Origin of the sequence: Frateuria defendens (assembly GCF_001182895.1) — a bacterium.
GTDB classification, from domain to species: domain Bacteria; phylum Pseudomonadota; class Gammaproteobacteria; order Xanthomonadales; family Rhodanobacteraceae; genus Frateuria_B; species Frateuria_B defendens.
In genome coordinates, this window is sequence record NZ_LFQR01000027.1 from 10,171 (window position 1) to 31,669 (window position 21,499).

Below are 21,499 nucleotides of genomic sequence, written 5' to 3' on the forward strand. Positions count from 1 at the left end.
TGGTGGGCGCCATCGCCGTGCTGCTGCTCCTGATCGCCACCCTGGTGAGCGCGATCGCGGTGGTGTGGACGCGCCACGAGAGCCGCGTGCAGTTCGTGGAACTGACCCGGCTGCAGAACGCGCGCGACGAGCTCAACATCGAATACGGCCGGCTCGAGCTGGAGCAGGCGACCTGGGCCGAGCCGCGCCGCATCGACGAGGAAGCGCGCCAGAAGCTCGGCATGGTCACGCCGCGGCCGCAGGACATCCAGCTGGTGCGCCGATGAATCCGCGCCGGCCTGCCGCTCCCTCGCAGACCCGCCGCCGCCAGGGCGGCCCCAGCACCCGCCGCCGCATGACCGTGGTGGTGAGCGTGCTGGCGCTGGCCTCGCTCGGGCTGGTGGCGCGCGCCTTCGACCTGCAGGTGGTGCGCAAGCAGTTCTACCAGGACCAGGGCGATGCGCGCTTCCTGCGCGAGATGCCGATCGCGGTGTCGCGCGGCACCGTCTTCGACCGCAACGGCGAGCCGCTGGCGGTGTCCACGCCGGTGATGTCGATCTGGGCCAACCCGGCCGAGGTACTGGACAACGCCGACCGCATCCCCGCGCTGGCCAAGGGACTGGGCGTGGACGCGGGCGAGCTCAAGCAGCGGCTGACCGAACGCGCCGACCGCGAGTTCGTCTATCTGCGCCGGCAGATGAACCCGGACGTCGCCCAGGCCATCCTCGACCTCGGCGTCCCCGGCATCAACGGCCAGCGCGAGTACAAGCGCTACTACCCCTCCGGCCCGCTGACCGCGCACGTGCTGGGTTTCACCAACATCGACGACCACGGCCAGGAAGGTCTGGAGCTGGCCTACGACGACTGGCTGGCCGGCAAGCCCGGCGCCAAGCGCGTGATCCGCGACCGCATGGGCCACGTGGTGGAGGACGTGGAGCAGATCCGCGCCCCGCAGCCGGGCCGCAACCTCACGCTCAGCATCGACCGGCGCATCCAGTTCCTGGCCTACAACGAGCTGAAGGCGACGATGGAGAAGTCCGGCGCCGATTCGGCCTCGATGGTGATCATGGACGTCCATACCGGCGAGGTGCTGGCGATGGTCAACCTGCCCACCTACAACCCGAACGCGGTGGGCGACAGCTCGGCGTCCTCGCGCCGCAACCGCGCGATGACCGACGTGCTGGAGCCCGGCTCCACGGTGAAGCCCGTGCTGATGGCGGCGGCGCTGTCCAGCGGCCGGTACACGCCCACCGGCCCGCTGATCGACACCACCGGCGGCCACTGGATGTACCTGGGCAAGGACATCCACGACACCCACAACTGGGGCGTGCTCACGCCCACCGGCGTGATCACCAAGTCCAGCAACGTGGGCGCGGCGCGCATCGCCTCCAACCTCGACACCGACCTGATGTACGGCACCTACCGCGCGTTCGGCTTCGGCGCCAGCACCAACAGCGGCTTCCCGGGCGAGGCCTCCGGCTACGTCAAGCCGGGCAGCCGCTGGGGCCTGCGCGAGAAGGCCATCTTTGCCTACGGCTACGGCCTCAACGTGACCATGCTGCAGCTGGCCAATGCCTACGCGACCATCGCCGACAGCGGCGTGATGCACACGCCCACCTTCATCAAGGGCGGCGGCAACGACAGTAAGGCGGTCATCGAGCCGCGCATCGCGCAGCAACTGCTCGGCATGCTGGAAACCACCACTCAGCCGGGCGGCACCGCCGCGCCGTACGCCTGGATCGCCAACTACACGGTCGCCGCCAAGACCGGCACGGCGCACAAGGCCACCGCAGGCGGCTACTCCAAGAACAACTACGGCGCCGCCTTCGCCGGCATGGTGCCGGCGACCAACCCGCGGCTGGCCGCGGCGGTGGTGGTCGACAACCCGACCAAGGGCAGCTACTACGGCGGCCTGGTGTCCGGCCCGGTGTTCGCCCGGGTCATGGACGGCGCGCTGCGCCTGCTCGACATTCCGCCCGACAACATCGGGCGCTGGTATGCGGGCGGGCCGCTGCAGGGCCAGAACGGGCTGACCGGCAACAAGCCGCCGGAGGCGCCGAACATCGAAGAGGCGCCGCCGGAGGACGAGTCGCCATGAGCGCCCTCCGTCTCGACCGCCTGCTGCAAGGCATCGCCGACGCCGCCGACCTGGGCGGTCTCGCCGTCTCCGGGCTCAGCCTCGACTCGCGCCGGGTACGCCCGGGCGAGGCCTTCCTCGCGCTGCGCGGCACGCGCGAGCACGGCATTGCCTACGCCGCGCAGGCCGCGGCGAACGGCGCCGCCGTGGTGCTGGCCGAAGCGCCGGCCGAGGCCGACGCTGCTCTCGACGTGCCGGTACTGTGGATCGACGGCCTGCACGCGCAGGTCGGCGAGCTCGCCGCGCGCTTCTACGGCCGGCCCTCGCAGGCGTTGCGGATCACCGGCGTGACCGGCACCAACGGCAAGACCTCCACCGTGCAGTTGCTGGCGCAGGCGTTCGAGTTCCTCGGCCAGCGCGCGGCCACCATCGGCACGCTGGGCGCGGGCCTGCACGGCCGGCTCGACGAGGGCGAGCGCACCACGCCGGATGCGATCAGCGTGCAGCGCCTGCTGGCCGATTTCCGCGACCGGGGAGCAAGCCAGGTGGCGATGGAAGTGTCCTCGCACGCGCTGGAGCAGGGCCGCGTGGGCGCGGTGGCGTTCGAGGTGGCGGCCTTCACCAACCTCACCCGCGACCACCTCGACTACCACGGCAGCATGGCGGCCTACGGTGCGGCCAAGGCCAAGCTGTTCGCCTGGCCGGGGCTGAAGGCCGCGGTGGTGAATATCGACGACGGCTTCGGCCGCGAACTGGCGGCTTCGCTGTCGGCCTCGCTGCGCGTGCTGCGCACCAGCGCGAACGGCGACGCGCAGGCCGAGGTCGCCGCCACCCACATCGTCACCGCCGCGCAGGGGCTGTCTTTCGAGCTGCGTCTGCCGGGCGGCACGGCGGCGGTGCACAGCGCACTGCTGGGCCGCTTCAACGTCGCCAACCTGCTGACGGTGGCGGGCTGCCTCGCCGCGATGGCGGTGCCGCTCGCACGCATCGTCGCGGCGCTGGAATCACTGCGGCCGATCGACGGCCGCATGAACCGCCTGGGCGGCCACGATGGCCAGCCGCTGGTGGTGGTGGATTACGCCCACACGCCCGATGCGCTGGAACAGGCGCTGGCCGCCGTGCGCGCGCATTGCGCCGGGCGGCTGGTCTGCGTGCTCGGCTGCGGCGGCGAGCGCGACGCGGGCAAGCGCCCGCAGATGGGCGCGATCGCCGAGCGGCTGGCCGACGTGGCGATCGTCACCGACGACAACCCGCGCGGGGAAGACGGCGATGCCATCGTGGCGCAGATCCTCGCCGGCATGCGCCACCCCGCCGCCGTGCAGCGCGACCGCGCCGCCGCGATCCGCCAGGCGCTGGACCAGGCGCAGGCGGGCGATGCGGTGCTGATCGCCGGCAAGGGCCACGAGACTTACCAGGAAGGCCCGCACGGCAAGCGTCCGTTCGACGACCTCGCGGTGGCGCGCGGCATTCTGGAGGCCCACGCATGATGCGCCTGGGCGCCATCGCGATGTGGACCGGCGGCCGCCTGCTCGGCGCCGACGCCGAGGTGCGCGGCGTGGCGATCGACACGCGCAAGCTCCGGCCCGGCGACCTCTTCGTGGCGATCCGCGGCGAGCACGTGGACGGCCACGACTACCTCGCCGCGGCGGCCGAGCGCGGCGCGGCCGGCGCGCTGGTCACGCGCAAGGTGGACAGCCCGCTGCCGCAGGTGGCGGTGGCCGACAGCGTGCAGGCGCTTGGCGACCTCGCCAGCGCGGTGCGCGCGCAGCGGCGCGTGCGCGTGGTGGGCATCACCGGCTCCAACGGCAAGACCACGGTGCGCACGCTCGCCGCTTCGATCCTGTCGCGGCACGGCCGCACGCACTCCAACGCCGGCAACTTCAACAACGAGATCGGCCTGCCGCTGACCCTGCTGGCGATGCCCGAGGACGCCGAATACGCGGTACTGGAGATGGGCGCCGGCAAGCCGGGCGACATCGCCTACCTCGCCGCCATCGCGCGGCCGGACATCGGCCTGGTCAACCTGATCGCGCCGGCGCACCTGGAGCGCATGGGCAGCGTGGAGGGCGTGGCCGAGACCAAGGGCGCGCTGTACCAGGCGCTGCCGGCGGACGGCGTGGCGATCATCAACGCGGACGACGCCTTCGCCGGCTTCTTCGCCGGGCTGGCCGGCGGGCGGCGGGTGCTGCGCTTCGGCCTGGAGCGCGAGGCCGACGTCGGCGCCGAGATCCTCGAGCAGCGCGTGGACGGCTCGCGCTTCCTGCTGCGCACGCCGGTTGGCGAGGCCGAGGTGGCGCTGCCGCTGCCGGGCCGGCACAACGTGGCCAACGCGCTGGCGGCCACGGCGATCGCGCTGGCGCTGGAGGTGCCGCTCGCCACCATCGTGGCCGGGCTGATGCACGCGCCGGCGGTGTCCGGCCGGCTCCGGCGCGAGACGCTGCCGGGTGGCTGGACGCTGATCGACGACAGCTACAACGCCAACCCCAGCTCGATGGCGGCCGCCATCGACACGCTGGCGCTGGCGCCGGGCGAGCGTTGGCTGGTGCTCGGCGACATGGGCGAACTCGGCCCCGACGAGCGCGCGCTGCACGGCGGCGTGGGCGCGTGGGCCAAGGCGGCGGGCATCGAGCGGCTGTTCGCGGTGGGGCCGCTGAGCGCGGCGGCGGTGGAGGCCTTCGGCCCCGGCGCCACCCACTACGCGGACAAGGCTGCGCTGATCGCGGCGCTCCGGGAACAACTACACGGCGGCGTCACCTGCCTGGTCAAGGGCTCGCATTCGGCGGCCATGGACCAGGTGGCGGCGGCGCTCGGGCACGACCGGGAGGAGGGCGCATCCGATGCTGCTTGAACTGGCGGAATGGATGGCTCGGCACTTCACGGCCCTGCACCTGTTCCAGTACATCACCTTCAGGGCGATCATGGCCGCGCTCACCGCGCTGGCGCTGTCGCTGCTGTCCGGCCCCGCGTTGATCCGCAAGCTGGCCGCGCTCAAGGCCGGCCAGGTGGTGCGCAAGGACGGCCCGCAGACGCACCTGGCCAAGGCCGGCACGCCGACCATGGGCGGGGTGATGATCCTGCTCGCGGTGGCCGTCTCCACATTGCTGTGGACCGACCTGCACAACCGCTACGTGTGGCTGGTGCTGGCGGTGCTGGTGGGCTTCGGCGCGATCGGCTTCTACGACGACTACAAGAAGCTGGTGCTGCGCGACAGCCGCGGCCTGGCCTCGCGCTGGAAGTATTTCTGGCAGTCGGTGTTCGGCCTTGCCGCCGCGCTGTTCCTCTACTACACCGCGCCGCACGCGACCGGCCCGGCGCCGGTGGCGGAGACGGCGCTGTACGTGCCGCTGTTCAAGCAGGTGGTGGTGCCGCTGGGCCTGTTCTTCGTGGTGATCGCCTACTTCATGATCGTGGGCTTCTCCAACGCGGTGAACCTCACCGACGGCCTGGACGGCCTGGCGATCCTGCCCAGCGTGCTGGTGTCGGTGGCGCTGGGCGCGTTCGCCTACCTCGCCGGCAACCGCGTGTTCTCCGAGTACCTCGGCATTCCGGCCATCCCCGGCGCGGGCGAGCTGGCCATCGTGTGCGGCGCGCTGGCCGGCGCGGGGCTGGGCTTCCTGTGGTTCAACACCTACCCGGCGCAGGTGTTCATGGGCGACGTGGGCGCGCTGGCGATCGGCGCCGTGCTGGCCACCATCGCGGTGATCGTGCGCCAGGAGATCGTGCTGATCGTGATGGGCGGCGTGTTCGTGCTGGAGACGGTGTCGGTGATGCTGCAGGTGGCGAGCTTCAAGCTCCGCGGCAAGCGCATCTTCCGCATGGCGCCGATCCACCACCACTTCGAGCTCAAGGGCTGGCCCGAGCCGCGGGTGATCGTGCGCTTCTGGATCATCAGCGTCGTGCTGGTGCTGATCGGCCTTGCCACGTTGAAGGTGAGGTGATGAGAGCCGTGAATCGGAAATCGGGAATCGGGAATCGGAACAGCGCCGGCGCGCTGGTGCCGCGCACCGCCGCGCGCGCGCTCTTCGATGCCCCATTCCCCATTCCCGATTCCCCGCTTGCGGAGCAAGCCCATGTTTGATGCCAGCCAAGCCAAGCGCCGCCAGGGCCCGCGCGGCCACTTTGACCTGCCGCTGCTGATCGCGCTGGTCGGCCTCGCCAGCATCGGCGTGGTGATGGTGGCGTCCAGCTCGATCTCGGTGGCCGACAGCCAGCACATCGGCGCGTTCTATTACCTCAAGCGCCACCTGGTGTTCCTCGGCCTGGGCACGGTGCTGGCCGGCATGGCGATGCGCACCGAGCTGAAGTTCTTCGAGAAGCGCGCGTTCCTGCTGCTGCTGATCGCCTTCATCATGCTGCTGGCGGTGTTCGTGCCGCACTTGGGCATGCGCATCAACGGCGCGCGGCGCTGGCTCAACCTCGTCGTGACCAGCTTCCAGCCGGTGGAGGCGGTGAAGCTGATCCTGGTGGCCTACATCGCCAGCTACCTGGTGCGCCACCGCGAGAGCGTGGAGACGCGCTTCCTCGGCCTGATCAAGCCGATCATGGTGGCCGGCCTGATCGTGCTGTTCCTGCTGGCGCAGCCGGACTTCGGCTCGGCCACGCTGATGATCGCGGTGACCATCGCCATGGTGTGGCTGGGTGGCGCGCGGCCGCTGTTCCTGTTCCTGATGGGCTTGCCGCTGATGCCGCTGCTGGCGATCGCGGCCACCAGCGAGAGCTACCGCATGAAGCGGCTCACCTCGTTCATGGACCCGTGGAAGGACCCGTTCAACGACGGCTTCCAGCTCACCCAGTCGCTGATGGCCATCGGCCGCGGCGAGTGGAGCGGGGTGGGGCTGGGCTCGAGCGTGCTCAAGCTTTCCTACCTGCCCGAGGCGCACACCGATTTCATCCTCGCCGTGATTGGCGAGGAGCTGGGGCTGGCCGGCATCGTCGCGGTGATGGGGCTGTTCGCGCTGGCGGTGGGGCGCGGCCTCTACCTCGGCCTCAAGGGCGTGGAGATCGGCCAGCGCTTCGCCGGCTACGTGGCCTTCGGCCTGTCGCTGATGCTGGGCCTGCAGGCGATGGTGTCGATCGGCGTGAACCTGGGCGCGCTGCCCACCAAGGGCCTGACCCTGCCGCTGATCAGCTCGGGCGGCTCTTCGGTGCTGCTCACCTGCGCCATGGCCGGCGTGCTGCTGCGCGCCACCTTCGAGATCAACCGCGCGCTCGATGCGCGCCAGCAGAACCAGCGCATGCCGGCGGCCGCCGTGGCCGACGCCCATGCGGCGGTGGCGGCGACGCGCGAGCGTGAGCGCGAGGCGGTGACGGCATGAGCGGGAATCGGGCATCGGGAATGGAGAATCGGCAGGGCGCGCCGCAGCGGCCTGCTGCGCCTTCCCATTCCCGATTCCCGATGCCCGATTCCCGGCCCGTCCTCATCATGGCCGGCGGCACCGGCGGCCACATCTTCCCCGGCCTCGCCGTGGCCGAGACGCTGCGTGCGCAGGGCGTACCGGTGGCATGGCTGGGTGCGACCGGCGGCATGGAGACGCGGGTGGTGCCGCCCACCGGCATCGCGCTGCACGTGGTGCCGGTGGGCGGCCTGCGCGGCAAGCGCTGGACCACGCGCCTGGCCGCGCCGCTGATGCTGGCGCGCGCGCTGCTCGCCTCGCTGCGCATCCTGCTCAAGCTGCGGCCGCGCAGCGTGCTGTCGATGGGCGGCTACGTGGCCGGCCCCGGCGGCGTGGCCGCGCGCCTGCTCGGCACGCCGCTGCTGGTGCACGAGCAGAACCGCGTGGCCGGCTACACCAACCAGAAGCTGGCCGGCTTCGCCCGGCGCGTGCTGGCCGGCTTCGCCGACGCGCTGCCCGGCGCCGAATGGGTGGGCAACCCGGTGCGCGCCGCCATCGCCGCGCTGCCGCCGCCGGCGCAGCGCTTCGCGGCCCATGCCGGCCGTCCGCACCTGCTGGTGCTGGGCGGCAGCCTGGGTGCGCGCGCCTTGAACCTCGCCCTGCCGAAGGCGCTGGCCCTGCTGCCGGCGGAGCGTCGCCCCGAGGTGCTGCACCAGTGCGGCGGCCGCGGCGTGGAGGAGACGCAGGCGGCCTACGCCGCGGCCGGCGTGGAGGCGCAGATCGTGCCCTTCGTCGAGGACATGGCCGGCACCTACGCCTGGGCCGACCTCGCCGTGTGCCGCGCCGGCGCGCTGACCCTGGCCGAACTCACCGCCGCCGGCCTCGGCGCCGTGCTGGTGCCGTTTCCGCACGCGGTGGACGACCACCAGACCCGCAACGCCGAGGCGCTGGTCGCCGCCGGCGCGGCCGAACTGATACAGGAACGTGATTTGGACGTACATGCACTCGCGCAGCGCCTGGCGGCGCTGCTGGACGACCGCGCCGGCCTGCTCGCCATGGCCGTGGCTGCGCGCACGCTGGCCAAGCCGGATGCGGCGGCGGTGATCGCGCAGGCCTGCCTGGAGGTGGCCGCATGACCCCGCGCCGCCTGCTCTCGCACGAAGACCTGATGAGCACCTTCCGCCGCGTGCACTTCATCGGCATCGGCGGCGTCGGCATGAGCGGCATCGCCGAGGTGCTGCACAACCTGGGCTATGCGGTGTCCGGCTCCGACCGCGCCGGCTCGCCCACCACCGAGCGGCTGGCCAAGCTCGGCATCGAGGTGCGCATCGGCCACCTCGCCGAGCACGTGGCCGACGCCGACGTGGTGGTGACCTCCAGCGCCATCCGCGCCGACAACGCCGAGCTGGTGGCCGCCCGCGCGGCGCGCATCCCGGTGATCCCGCGCGCGGAGATGCTGGGCGAGCTGATGCGCTTCCGCCGCGGCATCGCCATCGCCGGCACCCACGGCAAGACCACCACCACCAGCCTCGCCGCCAGCGTGCTGGCCGAGGCCGGCTACGACCCCACCTTCGTGATCGGCGGCCAGCTCAACGCGGCCGGCGCCAATGCGCGGCTGGGCACCGGGCAGTACCTGGTGGCCGAGGCGGACGAGTCGGACGGCTCCTTCCTGCTGCTCTCGCCGGTGATCGCCGCGGTCACCAACATCGACGCGGATCACTTGGAGAACTACCACGGCGATTTCGCCGAGGTGAAGAAGGCCTTCGACGATTTCCTGCACCGCCTGCCGTTCTACGGCCTGGCCGTACTGTGTGTGGACGACCCCGAAGTGGCCGCACTGGCCAAGACCACCACGCGCCGCGTGATGACCTACGGCATCGACACGCCCGACGCCGACGTGCGCGCCGCCAACATCGCCCAGCACGGCTTCCGTATGCACTTCGACCTGCACCTGCCCGGCCGCGAGCGCGGCCTGCCGGTGGAGCTCAACCTGCCGGGCCGGCACAACGTGCTCAACGCGCTGGCCGCTGCCAGCATCGGCTGGCAGCTCGGCGTGGAGCCGGTGGCGATCGCCCGCGCGCTGGCCAACTTCCAGGGCGTGGGCCGGCGCTTCCACCGCCGCGGCGAGATCGCGCTGGACCACGGCAGCGCGCTGCTGGTGGACGACTACGGCCACCATCCGCGCGAGCTTGCCGCGGTGTTCGCCGCCGCCCGCGGCGGCTGGCCGGAGCGCCGCCTGGTGGTGGCCTTCCAGCCACACCGCTACAGCCGCACGCGCGACCTGCTGGACGACTTCGCCAACGTGCTGGCCGAGGCCGACGTGCTGGTGCTGACCGAGGTCTATCCGGCCGGCGAGGCGCCCATCGCCGGCGCCGATGGCCGCGCGCTGGCCCGCGCCGTGCGTGCGCGCGGCAAGGTCGATCCGGTGCTGGTCGAGCATCCGCGCGAACTGAAGGACAGCCTGCCGGCGCTGCTGCGCGACGGTGACCTGCTGCTGCTGCTCGGCGCCGGCGACATCGGCGCGGCGGCGGTGGAACTGGCCAAGGCCGGCCAGCTCAAGACGAAGGGGGGTGCATGATGGCCACGCCGATTTCCGCCGCCAACCGCATCACCGATCCCGCCCGGTTCGGCCGCGTCGCCGTGGTCATGGGCGGCACCTCCTCCGAGCGCGAGGTCTCGCTCGACTCCGGCCGCAACGTGCTGGCCGCGCTGCGCGCACGCGGGGTGGACGCGCACGCGGTGGACGGCATCCCGGCCCTGCTGGAATCGCTGCGGGCGTGGCGCTTCGACCGCGTGTTCAACATCCTGCACGGCGGGGAGGGCGAGAACGGCGTGCTGCAGGGCGCGCTGGAGGCACTTGGCGTGCCCTACACCGGCTCGGGCGTGCTCGGCTCGGCGCTGGCGATGGACAAGACCCGCGCCAAGCGCGTGTGGCAGTCGCTCGGCCTCGCCACGCCGGCGTTCAAGGCGCTGCCGCGCGGCGCCGACGTGCACGCCGCCGCGTGCGGGATCGGCTTCCCGCTGATCGTCAAGCCCGCCTGCGAAGGCTCCAGCGTGGGCGTCACCCGCGTGTTCGAGGAGAAGGATCTCGACGCCGCCGTGGTGCTGGCCGCCCGCTACCACGGCGAGCTGCTGATGGAGGCGCTGATCGAGGGCCAGGAGATGACCGTGGGCATCCTCGGCCGCCAGGTGCTGCCCACCATCCACATCGTGCCCAAGGGCGCCTTCTACGACTACAACGCCAAGTACGTCGCCGAGGACACCCAGTACCTCTGCCCCGGCCTCGCCGGCGAGGCCGAGGAGGCGCTGCGCGCGCTGTCGCTGGCGGCCTTCGACGCGCTCGACTGCGCCGGCTGGGGCCGCGTGGACGTGATGCGCGACCGCGAAGGCCGCAACTGGCTGCTGGAGGCGAACACCGCCCCGGGCATGACCTCGCACTCGCTGGTACCCAAGGCCGCCAGGGCCGCCGGCATCGACTACGAGACACTGTGCTGGCGGGTGTTGGAGACCAGCTTTGCGGGTCCGGGAGTCGGGAATAGTGAATCGGGAATAGCCGAGCGTGCTCCATCCGATTCCCGATTCCCTACTCCCGATTCCCAGGGCGCCTCCAAGGGAGGCACCCCATGAGAGGAGCCATCCGCCTCGTCGCCTGGTGTCTGGCCATCGCCCTGGTGGCGCTGCCCATCGTCGGCGTGCTGCGCGGCTGGTTCGCGGCCAACCGCTGGCCGGTGACGCAGCTCACCGTGCAGGCCGAGTTCCAGCACGTCGGCGCCGAGCAGATCCGCGCCGCCGTGCTGCCGGCGCTGGGCCGCGGCTTCTTCGCGCTGGACGTGGCCGCGGTGCAGAAGGCGGTGGCGGCGCTGCCCTGGGTGGAGTCGGTGGAAGCGCGCAAGCGCTGGCCGGACACCCTGCTGCTGCGCATCTACGAGCGCCAGCCCTTTGCCCGCTGGAACGACAAGCACCTGATCAGCCGCCAGGGCCTGGTGTTCGACGCCCCGGGCGACGAGGCCGTGGCCGGCCTGCCCGTGCTGAGCGGGCCCGATTCGCGCCTGGCCGAGGTGGTGAGCTTCTACGCCGAGACGCAGAAGGCCTTCGCCAATACGCGCCTGAAGATCGTCGGCGTGACGCTCACCGATCGCGGCAGCTGGAGCCTCGCCACCGCCAGCGGTGCGCGGATCGTGGTCGGCGACCGCGACGAGGCCGGCCGCCGCCTGCGCCGCTTCCTCGACGTCTACCCGCAACTGATGGCAGGCCACGGCGACGGCTTCGTCTACGCCGACCTGCGCTACACCAATGGTTTTGCCGTGCGATGGCCGCAGACGCCTGCGCCGGCCCCCAACGTATCCGGAGGCTCGCCCCGCACATGAAGACCCGCAACGACAAGCAACTGGTGGTCGGCCTCGACATCGGCACCTCCAAGGTGGTGGCGATCGTGGGCGAGTACGAGCCGGGCGAGCCGATCGAGGTGATCGGCATCGGCTCGCACGTCTCGCGCGGCATGAAGCGCGGCTCGGTGGTGGACATCGAATCCACCGTGCACTCGATCCAGCGCGCGGTGGAGGAGGCCGAGCTGATGGCCGGCTGCGATATCCGCTCGGTCTACGCCTCCATCTCCGGCAGCCACCTGGAGACCAAGAACTCGCACGGCACCGCGGCCATCCGCGACCGCGAGGTCACCCCGAACGATCTCGACCAGGTGCTCGAAGCCGCCAGCGCGGTGGCGATACCGGCCGACCGCAAGGTGCTCTACAAGGAGTCGCAGGAATACCGCATCGACGGCCAGGACGGCATCCGCTCGCCGGTGGGCATGAGCGGCGTGCGGCTGGAGGCCTCGGTGCACCTGGTCACCGGCGCGGCGGCGGCGGTGCAGAACATCTCCAAGTGCATCCAGCGCTGCGGCCTGTCGGTGGACGAGCTGGTGCCTTCGGCGGTGGCCAGCGCCAAGTCGGTGCTTACCGACGACGAGCGCGAGCTGGGCGTGTGCCTGGTCGACATCGGCGCCGGCACCACCGACATCGCCATCTACACCCAGGGTGCGATCCGCTACAGCAAGTCGCTGCCGGTGGGCGGCGACCAGGTCACCAACGACATCGCCTACGGCGTGCAGACGCCGACCGCGAGCGCGGAGGAGATCAAGATCAAGTACGCCTGCGCGCTGGCCCAGCTCACCCACGCGGAGGAGACCATCCAGGTGCCCAGCGTGGGCGACCGCCCGCCGCGCCGGCTCACCCGCCAGTCGCTGGCGCAGAGCGTGCAGGCCCGCTACGAGGAAATCTTCGAGATGGTGCACGACGAACTGCGCCGCTCCGGCTTCGAGAGCCTGGTGGCGGCCGGCGTGGTGCTCACCGGCGGCGCCGCGCGGATGGAAGGGGCGCTGGAGCTGGCCGAGGAGATCTTCCACAAGATGGTGCGCATCGGCGTGCCGCAGCACGTCTCGGGCCTGGGTGAAGTGGTCGCCAACCCCCTGCATTCCACCGGCGTGGGCCTGCTGCTGCACGGCGCGCGCACCGGCGGCATGCGCGCCAGCGGCCCGGCCGGCGGCAGCGTGGGCGGGCTGGTGGGCAAGGTGCGCGGCTGGATCACCAGGAATTTCTGAGTTTCGCATTCGGCGGCGCAGGAGGCGCAGCCAGGGTGGATGGAGGTCCGCCCGCCACTTCCGGAGCGACAGGAGTCGCGCCCGGCAGTCACAACGACAACGAAGGCTCTACGGAGGACGGGAAATGTTCGAACTAATCGAAAAACTGGCACCGAACGCAGTCATCAAGGTCATCGGCGTGGGCGGCGGCGGCGGCAACGCCGTGGCGCACATGCTCAACGCCAATGTCGAAGGCGTCGATTTCATCGTCGCCAACACCGATGCGCAGGCCATGAAGAATTGCGGCTCGCGCACCCACCTGCAACTGGGCGCCAACGTGACCAAGGGCCTGGGCGCGGGCGCCAACCCGGAAGTGGGCCGCCAGGCCGCACTGGAAGACCGCGAGCGCATCGAGGAAATGCTCGAGGGCGCGGACATGGTGTTCATCACCGCCGGCATGGGCGGCGGCACCGGTACCGGCGCGGCGCCGGTGGTGGCGCAGCTGGCCAAGGAGAAGGGCATCCTCACCGTGGCGGTGGTCACCAAGCCGTTCCCGTTCGAGGGCCGCCGGCGCATGCAGGTGGCGCTCAAGGGCATCGAGGACCTGTCCCAGCACGTGGATTCGCTGATCACCGTGCCTAACGAGAAGCTGCTCAGCGTGCTCGGCCGCGAGGTCACCCTGCTCAACGCCTTCAAGTCCGCCAACGACGTGCTGCTGGGTGCCGTGCAGGGCATCGCCGACCTGATCACCGCCCCGGGCCTGATCAACGTGGACTTTGCCGACGTGCGCACGGTAATGAGCGAGATGGGCCTGGCCATGATGGGCTCGGGCACCGCCCGCGGCGACGACCGCGCCCAGGCCGCGGCCGAGGCGGCGATCAAGAACCCGCTGCTGGAGGACGTCGACCTCAACGGCGCCTGCGGCATCCTGGTCAACGTCACCGCCGGTCCCAACCTGACCATGCGCGAATTTGACGAGATTGGCCGCATCATCCACGACTACGCCAGCGAAGACGCCACCGTGGTGATCGGTACCTCGCTGGATGCGGAAATGCAGGACGACGTGCGCGTCACCGTGGTCGCCACCGGTCTCAACCGTGCCGCGGCCCGCCAGCCGATCCGCCCGGCCGCCACCCAGCAGGTGGAAATGCGCCAGCGGCCGCGCCCAGTGATGCTGCGTACCGGCACCGGCAACGAGGTGGTCGATTACGCCCAGCCCGAGACGGTGGTCAGCACCAGCCCCCGCGGCGAGGCGCCGGCCAAGGGCGGCGACACGAGCCTGGACTATCTGGACATTCCGGCGTTTCTGCGCCGTCAGGCCGACTAACGAGGAAATGTAAAAAAAGATTGAACGTTTTGCCCGCAGGCAGGGTCTGAGGAAAAACGCGCCGGCATGGCCGGGGTGGGTGCCAAGGACCTGCCGAGGGCAGCGAACGCTGCCAGCTGCGCGTTCTAAGGATGGATGCGTCAGCAGGGCGCCGGCCGCATGGCCGGGGTCCATCGACGCCTTGCGCCGGCCTGTCCCGTCCCGGCGCGAGGCGGTTTTTCGCCGGACGGCCGTGGGCCGTGGCGAAGGCGCTGCCGCAGGTGGAGACGCCTGTGGCATGAAAAAAGTATGAAGCGGTGAACAGTCTGTACCGGGTGGTTTGCTTTTTTTGGAGGTTAAGACTGTGTTAGCATCCCTCCCCTGGTTGGCTGCTCTCTCTTTAACGAGTGCCTAAATAATGATCAAGCAGCGTACGCTCAAGAACATCATCCGTGCGACCGGCGTCGGCCTGCACACTGGCGACAAGGTCTACATGACGCTGCGCCCGGCGGCCCCGAATACCGGCATCGTCTTCCGCCGCACGGATCTCAATCCGCCCGTGGAAATCCATGCGCGCCCCGACAAGGTCGGCGATACGCGCCTGTCCACCACCCTGGTGAACGGCGACGTGCGCGTTTCCACGGTCGAACACCTGCTCTCGGCGATGGCCGGTCTGGGCATCGACAACGCCTACGTGGACCTGTCCGCGCCGGAAGTGCCGATCATGGACGGCAGCGCCGGTCCCTTCGTGTTCCTGCTGCAGTCGGCGGGCATCGAGGAGCAGACCGTCGCCAAGCGCTTCATCCGCATCAAGAAGCCGGTGAAGGTGCAGGAAGGCGACAAGTGGGCCCGCTTCGAACCTTTCGAGGGCTTCAAGGTCGGCTTCTCGATCGAGTTCAACCACCCGATCATCTCCAAGCGCACCTCGCGCGCCGAGATCGACTTCTCCACCACCTCCTTCGTGAAGGAAGTGAGCCGTGCGCGCACCTTCGGCTTCATGCGCGACATCGAGATGCTGCGCGAGCACAACCTGGCGCTGGGCGGCTCGATGGACAACGCCGTGGTGCTGGACGACTACCGCGTGCTGAACGAGGACGGCCTGCGCTACGAGGACGAGTTCGTCAAGCACAAGATCCTCGACGCCATCGGCGATCTCTACCTGCTCGGCCACAGCCTGGTCGGTGCGTACTACGCCCACAAGTCGGGCCACGAGCTCAACAACAAGCTGCTGCGCACCCTGATGGCCGACGCCACGGCCTGGGAAGAGGTGAGCTACGAGGACGATCCGGCCACCGCGCCGATCTCCTACGCCCATCCCGCGCAGGCGGTCTGAAGCCCGACGCTTCGGCCCGGCCGCTACGGAAAAGCCGCATCCTCGGATGCGGTTTTTTTGTGCCCGGTCACAGGCCGGCCGTAGACGGATCCGCGCATCTTGCCCATCCCGGGCTGTCCCCGGCGCCGTGCCGTGCTATAACCGGGGCTTGCCCTGGAGCCCGGTCGAGGCTCCGCGCGTCCGGGCAAGGCTGGAGGTGCCGCTAGCGGCGGCCTCCGGGAGGGGAATCCGACGTTTCGGCGATGGACGCCAGTGCCAGGAACTGGGCCCGCAGCTCTGGGTCCGCGAGGGAGGCCGCGGCGGTCCGCAGGTGGACGGCCACGGCTGGCGAAAGGGGTTTTGACCGATCCGGTTCCACAGTGACCGGCGGCAAGGGGGCCACTTTCACGGTAACCGAACTGGCGTGCGTGCCGAGGGCGCGCGCGGTGGCAAGGAGCTGCGTTTGCATGAGCCGCAGGCGCGAGGCCCAGGCCGGGGAGGATGCCAGGAAGACGAGGCGGTCGTGGCGCAACTGGGCGAATCGCACCTGGTCGCGCAACGGCGTCGGCAGCGTCTGGCGCAGCGCGCGGTCCAGCGCGTCCAATTCGCCGGCCTTGCGGGCCAGCGTCGCGAAGGCGGCGCATTCGGTGACGGACTTCGGTCCGGCAGCCGGGCGAGAGGGGACGGGAGGGGGGGCGTGCCGCATGACCGACATCTTCGACGTGAACGCTGAACGTATGCAAATCATATTCGTATCCCGCAGCAACAAAGTGCCCCGCAGCTTCGATCTGACCAGCCGGCGCCTGCGCTGGCGCCTCGCCGCGGCGGCGCTGTGCGTGTTGTTCGGCTGCGGCGGGCTGGGGGCGGCGGTGGCCCTGACCGTGGCCAGTCCCCACGACCGCGCGCTGGATGAGGTGCAAGGCCTGCAGCAGCAGGTCGAGCGGCAGAAGGCGCAGCTCGCCGACGTGCGCGCCGACTCCCAGCGCCAGCTCGACGCCCTGGCGCTCAAGCTCGGCCAGCTGCAGGCCGAGTCCACCCGCCTGGACGCGCTGGGCGAGCGCTTGACCCAGGTCGGCAAGCTCGACGACGGCGAATTCGATTTCGACCAGCCGCCCGCGCTCGGCGGCGTGGAGGACGGCGGCGACGGCGCCTATGCGCTGCCGCCTAGCCTGCAAACCGGCATCGACCAGTTGGCCGAGCAGTTCGAGCGCCAGCAGGCGCAGCTGTCCGTGTTGCAGAGCTATCTTTTGGACGCGCGCATCGAATCGAGCCTCAAGCCCGCCGGCATGCCGGTGGAGGGCTACATTTCCTCCTACTTCGGCGGCCGGCCGGACCCGTTCAGCGGCCACAGCGCCCGCCACACCGGCATCGACATCTCCACCCCCAGCGGCACGCCGGTGCATGCGGTGGCCGAAGGCATGGTCAGCTACGCCGGGGTGCGCAGCGGCTACGGCAACGTGGTGGAGATCGACCACGGCAACGGCTACATGACCCGCTATGCGCACAACAGCGCGCTGCTGGTCCACCCGGGCCAGCGCGTGCACGTGGGCGACGCGCTGGCCCGCGCCGGCTCCACCGGCCGCTCGACCGGCCCGCACGTGCATTTCGAGGTCTGGTACAAGGGCCGCGTGGTCAATCCGCTGGCCTATGCGCGCTCCCACCACTAGCCACTAGGCGTGGCCCGGCGCGGGCGGACCGCCCGCGCTCTTGAATCCGGCCGCCGCCGCCGCCATCCCGGGCAATCGGGCAGGGTGTAGTACCATGCCCCTTTCGCCCGCGCCCATGGCGGCGATCCCGTCTCTTCTTATCCGGAACATCGATGTTCAACCGTGCACTGACGAGCCTTTTCGGCAGCCGCAACGAGCGCGTGCTGCGCCAGCTTTCCAGGAACGTGGCGCGGATCAACGCGCTGGAATCCGAGTTCGGCAAGCTGGACGATGCGGCCCTGCGCGCCAAGACCGACGAATTCAAGCAGCGCCTGGGTGCCGGCGAGACGCTGGACAAGCTGCTGCCGGAGGCTTTCGCCACCGTGCGCGAGGCGTCCAAGCGCGTGCTCGGCATGCGCCACTACGACGTGCAGCTGATCGGCGGCATGGTGCTGCACATGGGCAAGATCGCCGAGATGCGCACCGGCGAGGGCAAGACCCTGGTGGCGACGCTGCCGGTGTACCTGAACGCACTGGAAGGCAAGGGCGTGCACGTGGTCACGGTGAACGACTACCTGGCCCGCCGCGACTCCGCCCAGATGGGCAAGCTGTACAACTTCCTGGGCCTTTCGGTGGGCGTGGTGTACCCGGGCATGGACCATGCCGACAAGCACCAGGCCTACGGCGCCGACATCACCTACGGCACCAACAACGAATTCGGCTTCGACTACCTGCGCGACAACATGGCGCTCAGCAAGGAGCAGCGCTACCAGCGCGGCCTGCACTACGCCATCGTCGACGAGGTGGATTCGATCCTGATCGACGAGGCGCGCACCCCGCTGATCATCTCCGGCCCGGCCGAGGATTCCCCGCAGCTGTACATCGCGGTGAACCGCGTGGTGCCGCGCATGGTCCGCCAGGAGAAGGAGGACGGCGGCGGCGACTACTGGGTCGACGAGAAGCAGAAGCAGGTGTACCTGTCCGAGGAGGGCATGTCGCACGCCGACGAGCTGCTGCGCGAGGCCGGCGTGATCGACGCCGACAGCGGCCTGTACGACTCCAAGAACCTGGCCATCGTGCACCACCTGAACGCCGCGCTGCGCGCCAATGCGCTCTACCAGCGCGACGTGGACTACATCGTGCGCGACGGCGAGGTGATCATCGTCGACGAGTTTACCGGCCGCACCCTGCCGGGCCGGCGCTGGTCCGACGGCCTGCACCAGGCGGTGGAGGCGAAGGAGGGCGTGCCGATCCAGCGCGAGAACCAGACGCTGGCCACGGTGACCTTCCAGAACCTGTTCCGCATGTACAAGAAGCTGTCCGGCATGACCGGCACGGCCGACACGGAAGCCTACGAGTTCCAGCAGATCTACGGCCTGGAAGTGGTGGTGATCCCCACCCACAAGCCGATGATCCGCAAGGACAACGCGGACATGGTGTTCCTGGCCCAGCAGGCCAAGTACGGCGCGGTGATCGAGGACATCAAGGACTGCCACAAGCGCGGCCAGCCGGTGCTGGTGGGCACCACCTCGATCGAGGTGTCCGAGCTGCTCTCGGGGCTGCTGCACAAGGAGAAGATCCCGCACGAGGTGCTCAACGCCAAGCAGCACGAGCGCGAGGCGCACATCGTGGCCCAGGCCGGCGCGCCCGGTTCGGTGACCATCGCCACCAACATGGCCGGCCGCGGCACCGACATCGTGCTCGGCGGCAGCCTGGAGGCGGCGCTGGCCGCGCTGCCGGAGGACGCCAGCGAGACCGACCGCGCCCGCGTCAAGGCCGACTGGAAGAAGCGCCACGAGCAGGTGCTGGCGTCCGGCGGCCTGCACATCATCGGCACCGAGCGGCACGAGAGCCGCCGCATCGACAACCAGCTGCGCGGCCGCTCCGGCCGCCAGGGCGACCCGGGTTCCTCGCGCTTCTACCTGTCGCTGGAGGACAACCTGCTGCGCATCTTCGCCGGCGACTGGGTCGGCCGCTGGATGCGCATGTTCGGCATGAAGGAGCACGACGCGCTGGAGGATCGCATGATCAGCCGGCAGATCGAGAAGGCGCAGCGCAAGGTCGAGCAGCACAACTTCGACATCCGCAAGCACCTGCTCGAGTTCGACGACGTCGCCAACGACCAGCGCAAGGTGATCTACGCCCAGCGCGACGAGCTGCTGGAAGGCGAGGACATCGCCGACGCCATCGCCGACATCCGCGCCGACACGGTCGAGAACCTGGTGCGCCGCTACGTGCCGGCCGACAGCATCGACGAGCAGTGGGACATCGCCGGCCTCGATCGCGAGCTGGAGAGCGAGCTCGGCCTGCAGGCGGACCTCAAGCACTGGGTCGAGCAGCAGCACGAGCTGGACGCCGAGGCGATCCTCGAGCACGTGCGCACGCGGGTGGACGACATGTTCCGCGCCAAGGAGGAGCAGGTCGGCGCCGAGACCATGCGCCAGCTGGAGAAGCACGTGATGCTGAGCGTGCTCGACAACGCCTGGAAGGAGCACCTGGCCAGCATGGACTACCTGCGCCAGGGCATCTACCTGCGTGGCTATGCGCAGCAGCAGCCCAAGCAGGAGTTCAAGCGCGAGTCCTTCAACCTGTTCTCGCAGATGCTCGAGCGCATCAAGGCCGAGGTGGTGCAGATGCTCGCGCGCATCCGCATCCGCAGCGAGGAGGAAGTGTCCGCGATGGAGGCCGAGCAGCAGCGCCTCGCCAGCCGCCTGCAGCAGCAGATGCTGGCCAGCGGCGGCGGTGCGCCGGTCGAGGCGCTCGGCGCCGACCCGGAGGCGGCCGCCTCCGCCGGCATGCGCGCGCCGGCTGCTCAGGCGCTGCCGCGCGTGGGTCGCAACGATCCCTGCCCGTGCGGTTCGGGCAAGAAGTACAAGCACTGCCACGGGCAGCTGACCTGAAGAGGAGCGGGGCGGCGGCGCGATGCCCCGCTTCGCCTTGCAAACCGGATCTTGCCGACGCGGCGCAGCGACCCTGCGCCGCGTCGTGCTTTGCGGCTACGCCGCCGCGGGTCAGTCGCCGCCGCCGGAGGGGCGCTTGCGGTGCGGGTCGGCCTGCACGGCGATGTATTGCGGCTCCTCGCCGTCGATGCGCATGGCGGTGAGCTGGCCGCCCCAGACGCAGCCGGTGTCGATGGCGTAGATCCCAAGCCCGGCGAAGCGGCCCAGCGCGGACCAGTGGCCGCAGATGATGCGCGTCTCGCGCCGGCGCGTGCCGGGCACCTCGTACCACGGATAGAGCCCGGCCCGCTGCGTGCCGGGCATGCCCTTGGCCTCGAAGTCGATGCGTCCGTTGGCGTCGCAGTAGCGCATGCGGGTCAGCATGTTGATCGAGGCGCGCAGCCGCTCGATGCCCTGCAGCCGGCTCGACCAGCTGGCCGGCCGGTTGCCGAACAGGTTCTTGAGCAGGCGGGCGTGGCGCGGGCCGGCGAGCTCCTGCTCCACTTCCTGCGCCGCGCGCTGCGCCTGGCGCAGCGTCCAGGAGGGCGCCAGGCCCGCATGCACCATGGTCCAGCCGAGTGCCTCGTCGTGGTGCAGCAGCTTCTGGCCGCGCAGCCAGTCGAGCAGCGCGGGCGCGTCCTCGGCGAACAGCACCGAGCGCAGCTCGGGATTCACCCGGGCCTGGGCGTCGGGCTTGCGTTCGGCGATGGCGAGCAGGCTGAGGTCGTGGTTGCCCAGGGTGACCACGGACTGCTCGTGCAGGCCGTGGATCAGCCGCAGCGTCTCCAGCGACTGCCCGCCGCGGTTGACCAGGTCGCCGCAGAACCACAGCTTGTCCTGCGCGGGATCGAAGCGGAGCTTCTCCAGCAGCCGCTGCAACTCGGGATAACACCCCTGCACGTCGCCGATCGCATAGGTGGCCATCAGTGCAGGGTGCGCGGAATGGAGAGGGTGAAGGACGGGATCTGCGCCTCGAAGCGCGTGCCGTCGTCGGCCAGCATGTGGTAGCTGCCCTGCATGGTGCCCACGGCGGTCTCCAGCACTGCGCCGGAGGTGTATTCGAACTGGTCGCCGGGGCGCATCCACGGCTGCTCGCCGACCACGCCGTCGCCGCGCACCTCTTCCACCTTGCCGTTGGCGTCGGTGATCACCCAGTGGCGGCCGAGCAGGCGCGCGGGCACCTCGCCGGCGTTGTGCATGGTGATGGTGTAGGCGAAGACGTAGCGGTTGTCCTCGGGCTTGGACTGGTCGGGGACGAAGCGCGTCTGGACCTGCACGTCGATGGTGTAGGGGGATTTCTCGGTCATGGGCGAATTGTACGGCTTGCGTCCT

The 21,499-nt window shown here is 70.4% G+C and carries 18 protein-coding genes; 15 read left to right on the top strand and 3 right to left on the bottom strand.

Annotated elements, in window-relative coordinates; genetic code table 11:
- Positions 1-2: 2 nt before the first annotated feature.
- From ftsL to lpxC, 13 genes are all read left to right on the top strand, one after another.
- Positions 3-266, top strand: a complete 264-nt coding sequence (ftsL, locus tag ACH65_RS03705; protein ID WP_202594136.1) for a cell division protein FtsL — start codon at positions 3-5, stop codon at positions 264-266.
- A complete protein-coding gene (locus ACH65_RS03710) occupies positions 263-2,077 on the top strand; it encodes a peptidoglycan D,D-transpeptidase FtsI family protein (protein ID WP_049621237.1) in 1,815 nt (604 codons plus the stop codon). The genes ftsL and ACH65_RS03710 overlap by 4 nt, the downstream gene beginning before the upstream one ends.
- Positions 2,074-3,543 carry a UDP-N-acetylmuramoyl-L-alanyl-D-glutamate--2,6-diaminopimelate ligase gene (locus tag ACH65_RS03715; RefSeq protein WP_049621238.1) on the top strand — a complete coding sequence of 490 codons (1,470 nt, stop codon included), beginning with the start codon at positions 2,074-2,076 and terminating at the stop codon, positions 3,541-3,543. The genes ACH65_RS03710 and ACH65_RS03715 overlap by 4 nt, the downstream gene beginning before the upstream one ends.
- Positions 3,540-4,904: a UDP-N-acetylmuramoyl-tripeptide--D-alanyl-D-alanine ligase gene (locus ACH65_RS03720; protein ID WP_049621239.1), complete on the top strand. Its 1,365-nt coding sequence runs from the start codon at positions 3,540-3,542 to the stop codon at positions 4,902-4,904. The genes ACH65_RS03715 and ACH65_RS03720 overlap by 4 nt, the downstream gene beginning before the upstream one ends.
- Positions 4,894-5,994, top strand: a complete 1,101-nt coding sequence (gene mraY, locus ACH65_RS03725; RefSeq protein WP_049621240.1) for a phospho-N-acetylmuramoyl-pentapeptide-transferase — start codon at positions 4,894-4,896, stop codon at positions 5,992-5,994. Before ACH65_RS03720 ends, mraY begins: the two co-directional genes overlap by 11 nt.
- Positions 5,995-6,126: 132 nt before the next feature.
- A complete protein-coding gene (ftsW, locus tag ACH65_RS03730) occupies positions 6,127-7,371 on the top strand; it encodes a putative lipid II flippase FtsW (protein ID WP_049621241.1) in 1,245 nt (414 codons plus the stop codon).
- An 80-nt stretch (positions 7,372-7,451) separates the two neighbouring features.
- Positions 7,452-8,525 (top strand): undecaprenyldiphospho-muramoylpentapeptide beta-N-acetylglucosaminyltransferase, encoded by a 1,074-nt coding sequence (murG, locus tag ACH65_RS03735; RefSeq protein ID WP_049621242.1) that lies wholly within the window; start codon positions 7,452-7,454, stop codon positions 8,523-8,525.
- Positions 8,522-9,967 carry a UDP-N-acetylmuramate--L-alanine ligase gene (gene murC / locus ACH65_RS03740; RefSeq protein WP_049621243.1) on the top strand — a complete coding sequence of 482 codons (1,446 nt, stop codon included), beginning with the start codon at positions 8,522-8,524 and terminating at the stop codon, positions 9,965-9,967. Before murG ends, murC begins: the two co-directional genes overlap by 4 nt.
- Positions 9,964-11,016 carry a D-alanine--D-alanine ligase gene (locus ACH65_RS03745; RefSeq protein WP_049621244.1) on the top strand — a complete coding sequence of 351 codons (1,053 nt, stop codon included), beginning with the start codon at positions 9,964-9,966 and terminating at the stop codon, positions 11,014-11,016. The genes murC and ACH65_RS03745 overlap by 4 nt, the downstream gene beginning before the upstream one ends.
- Positions 11,013-11,756 (top strand): cell division protein FtsQ/DivIB, encoded by a 744-nt coding sequence (locus ACH65_RS03750; protein ID WP_049621245.1) that lies wholly within the window; start codon positions 11,013-11,015, stop codon positions 11,754-11,756. Before ACH65_RS03745 ends, ACH65_RS03750 begins: the two co-directional genes overlap by 4 nt.
- Positions 11,753-12,985, top strand: coding sequence for a cell division protein FtsA (gene ftsA / locus ACH65_RS03755; protein ID WP_049621246.1), 1,233 nt, complete (start codon positions 11,753-11,755; stop codon positions 12,983-12,985). Before ACH65_RS03750 ends, ftsA begins: the two co-directional genes overlap by 4 nt.
- A gap of 124 nt (positions 12,986-13,109) precedes the next feature.
- A complete protein-coding gene (gene ftsZ, locus ACH65_RS03760; RefSeq protein WP_049621247.1) occupies positions 13,110-14,291 on the top strand; it encodes a cell division protein FtsZ in 1,182 nt (393 codons plus the stop codon).
- A 397-nt stretch (positions 14,292-14,688) separates the two neighbouring features.
- Positions 14,689-15,603 (top strand): UDP-3-O-acyl-N-acetylglucosamine deacetylase, encoded by a 915-nt coding sequence (lpxC, locus tag ACH65_RS03765; RefSeq protein WP_049621248.1) that lies wholly within the window; start codon positions 14,689-14,691, stop codon positions 15,601-15,603.
- 202 nt (positions 15,604-15,805) lie between these two features.
- Here lpxC and ACH65_RS03770 read toward each other — a convergent pair whose 3' ends face one another.
- Complete coding sequence (locus ACH65_RS03770; protein ID WP_049621249.1) at positions 15,806-16,288, bottom strand: DciA family protein; 483 nt, start codon at positions 16,286-16,288, stop codon at positions 15,806-15,808.
- A gap of 31 nt (positions 16,289-16,319) precedes the next feature.
- On the opposite strand from ACH65_RS03770, the gene ACH65_RS03775 reads away from it, so the two are divergent.
- Together ACH65_RS03775 and secA are read left to right on the top strand one after the other, a co-directional pair.
- On the top strand, positions 16,320-17,249 hold the full coding sequence (locus ACH65_RS03775; RefSeq protein WP_049621275.1) for a peptidoglycan DD-metalloendopeptidase family protein: 930 nt from the start codon (positions 16,320-16,322) through the stop codon (positions 17,247-17,249).
- Between the two features lie 152 nt (positions 17,250-17,401).
- A complete protein-coding gene (secA, locus tag ACH65_RS03780; protein WP_049621250.1) occupies positions 17,402-20,128 on the top strand; it encodes a preprotein translocase subunit SecA in 2,727 nt (908 codons plus the stop codon).
- Positions 20,129-20,239: 111 nt separating this feature from the next.
- Here secA and ACH65_RS03785 read toward each other — a convergent pair whose 3' ends face one another.
- Entirely contained in the window at positions 20,240-21,091 is an 852-nt protein-coding gene (locus ACH65_RS03785) for a symmetrical bis(5'-nucleosyl)-tetraphosphatase (RefSeq protein WP_049621251.1), read from the bottom strand.
- On the bottom strand, positions 21,091-21,474 hold the full coding sequence (gene apaG / locus ACH65_RS03790; protein WP_049621252.1) for a Co2+/Mg2+ efflux protein ApaG: 384 nt from the start codon (positions 21,472-21,474) through the stop codon (positions 21,091-21,093). The genes ACH65_RS03785 and apaG overlap by 1 nt, the downstream gene beginning before the upstream one ends.
- Positions 21,475-21,499: the final 25 nt, after the last annotated feature.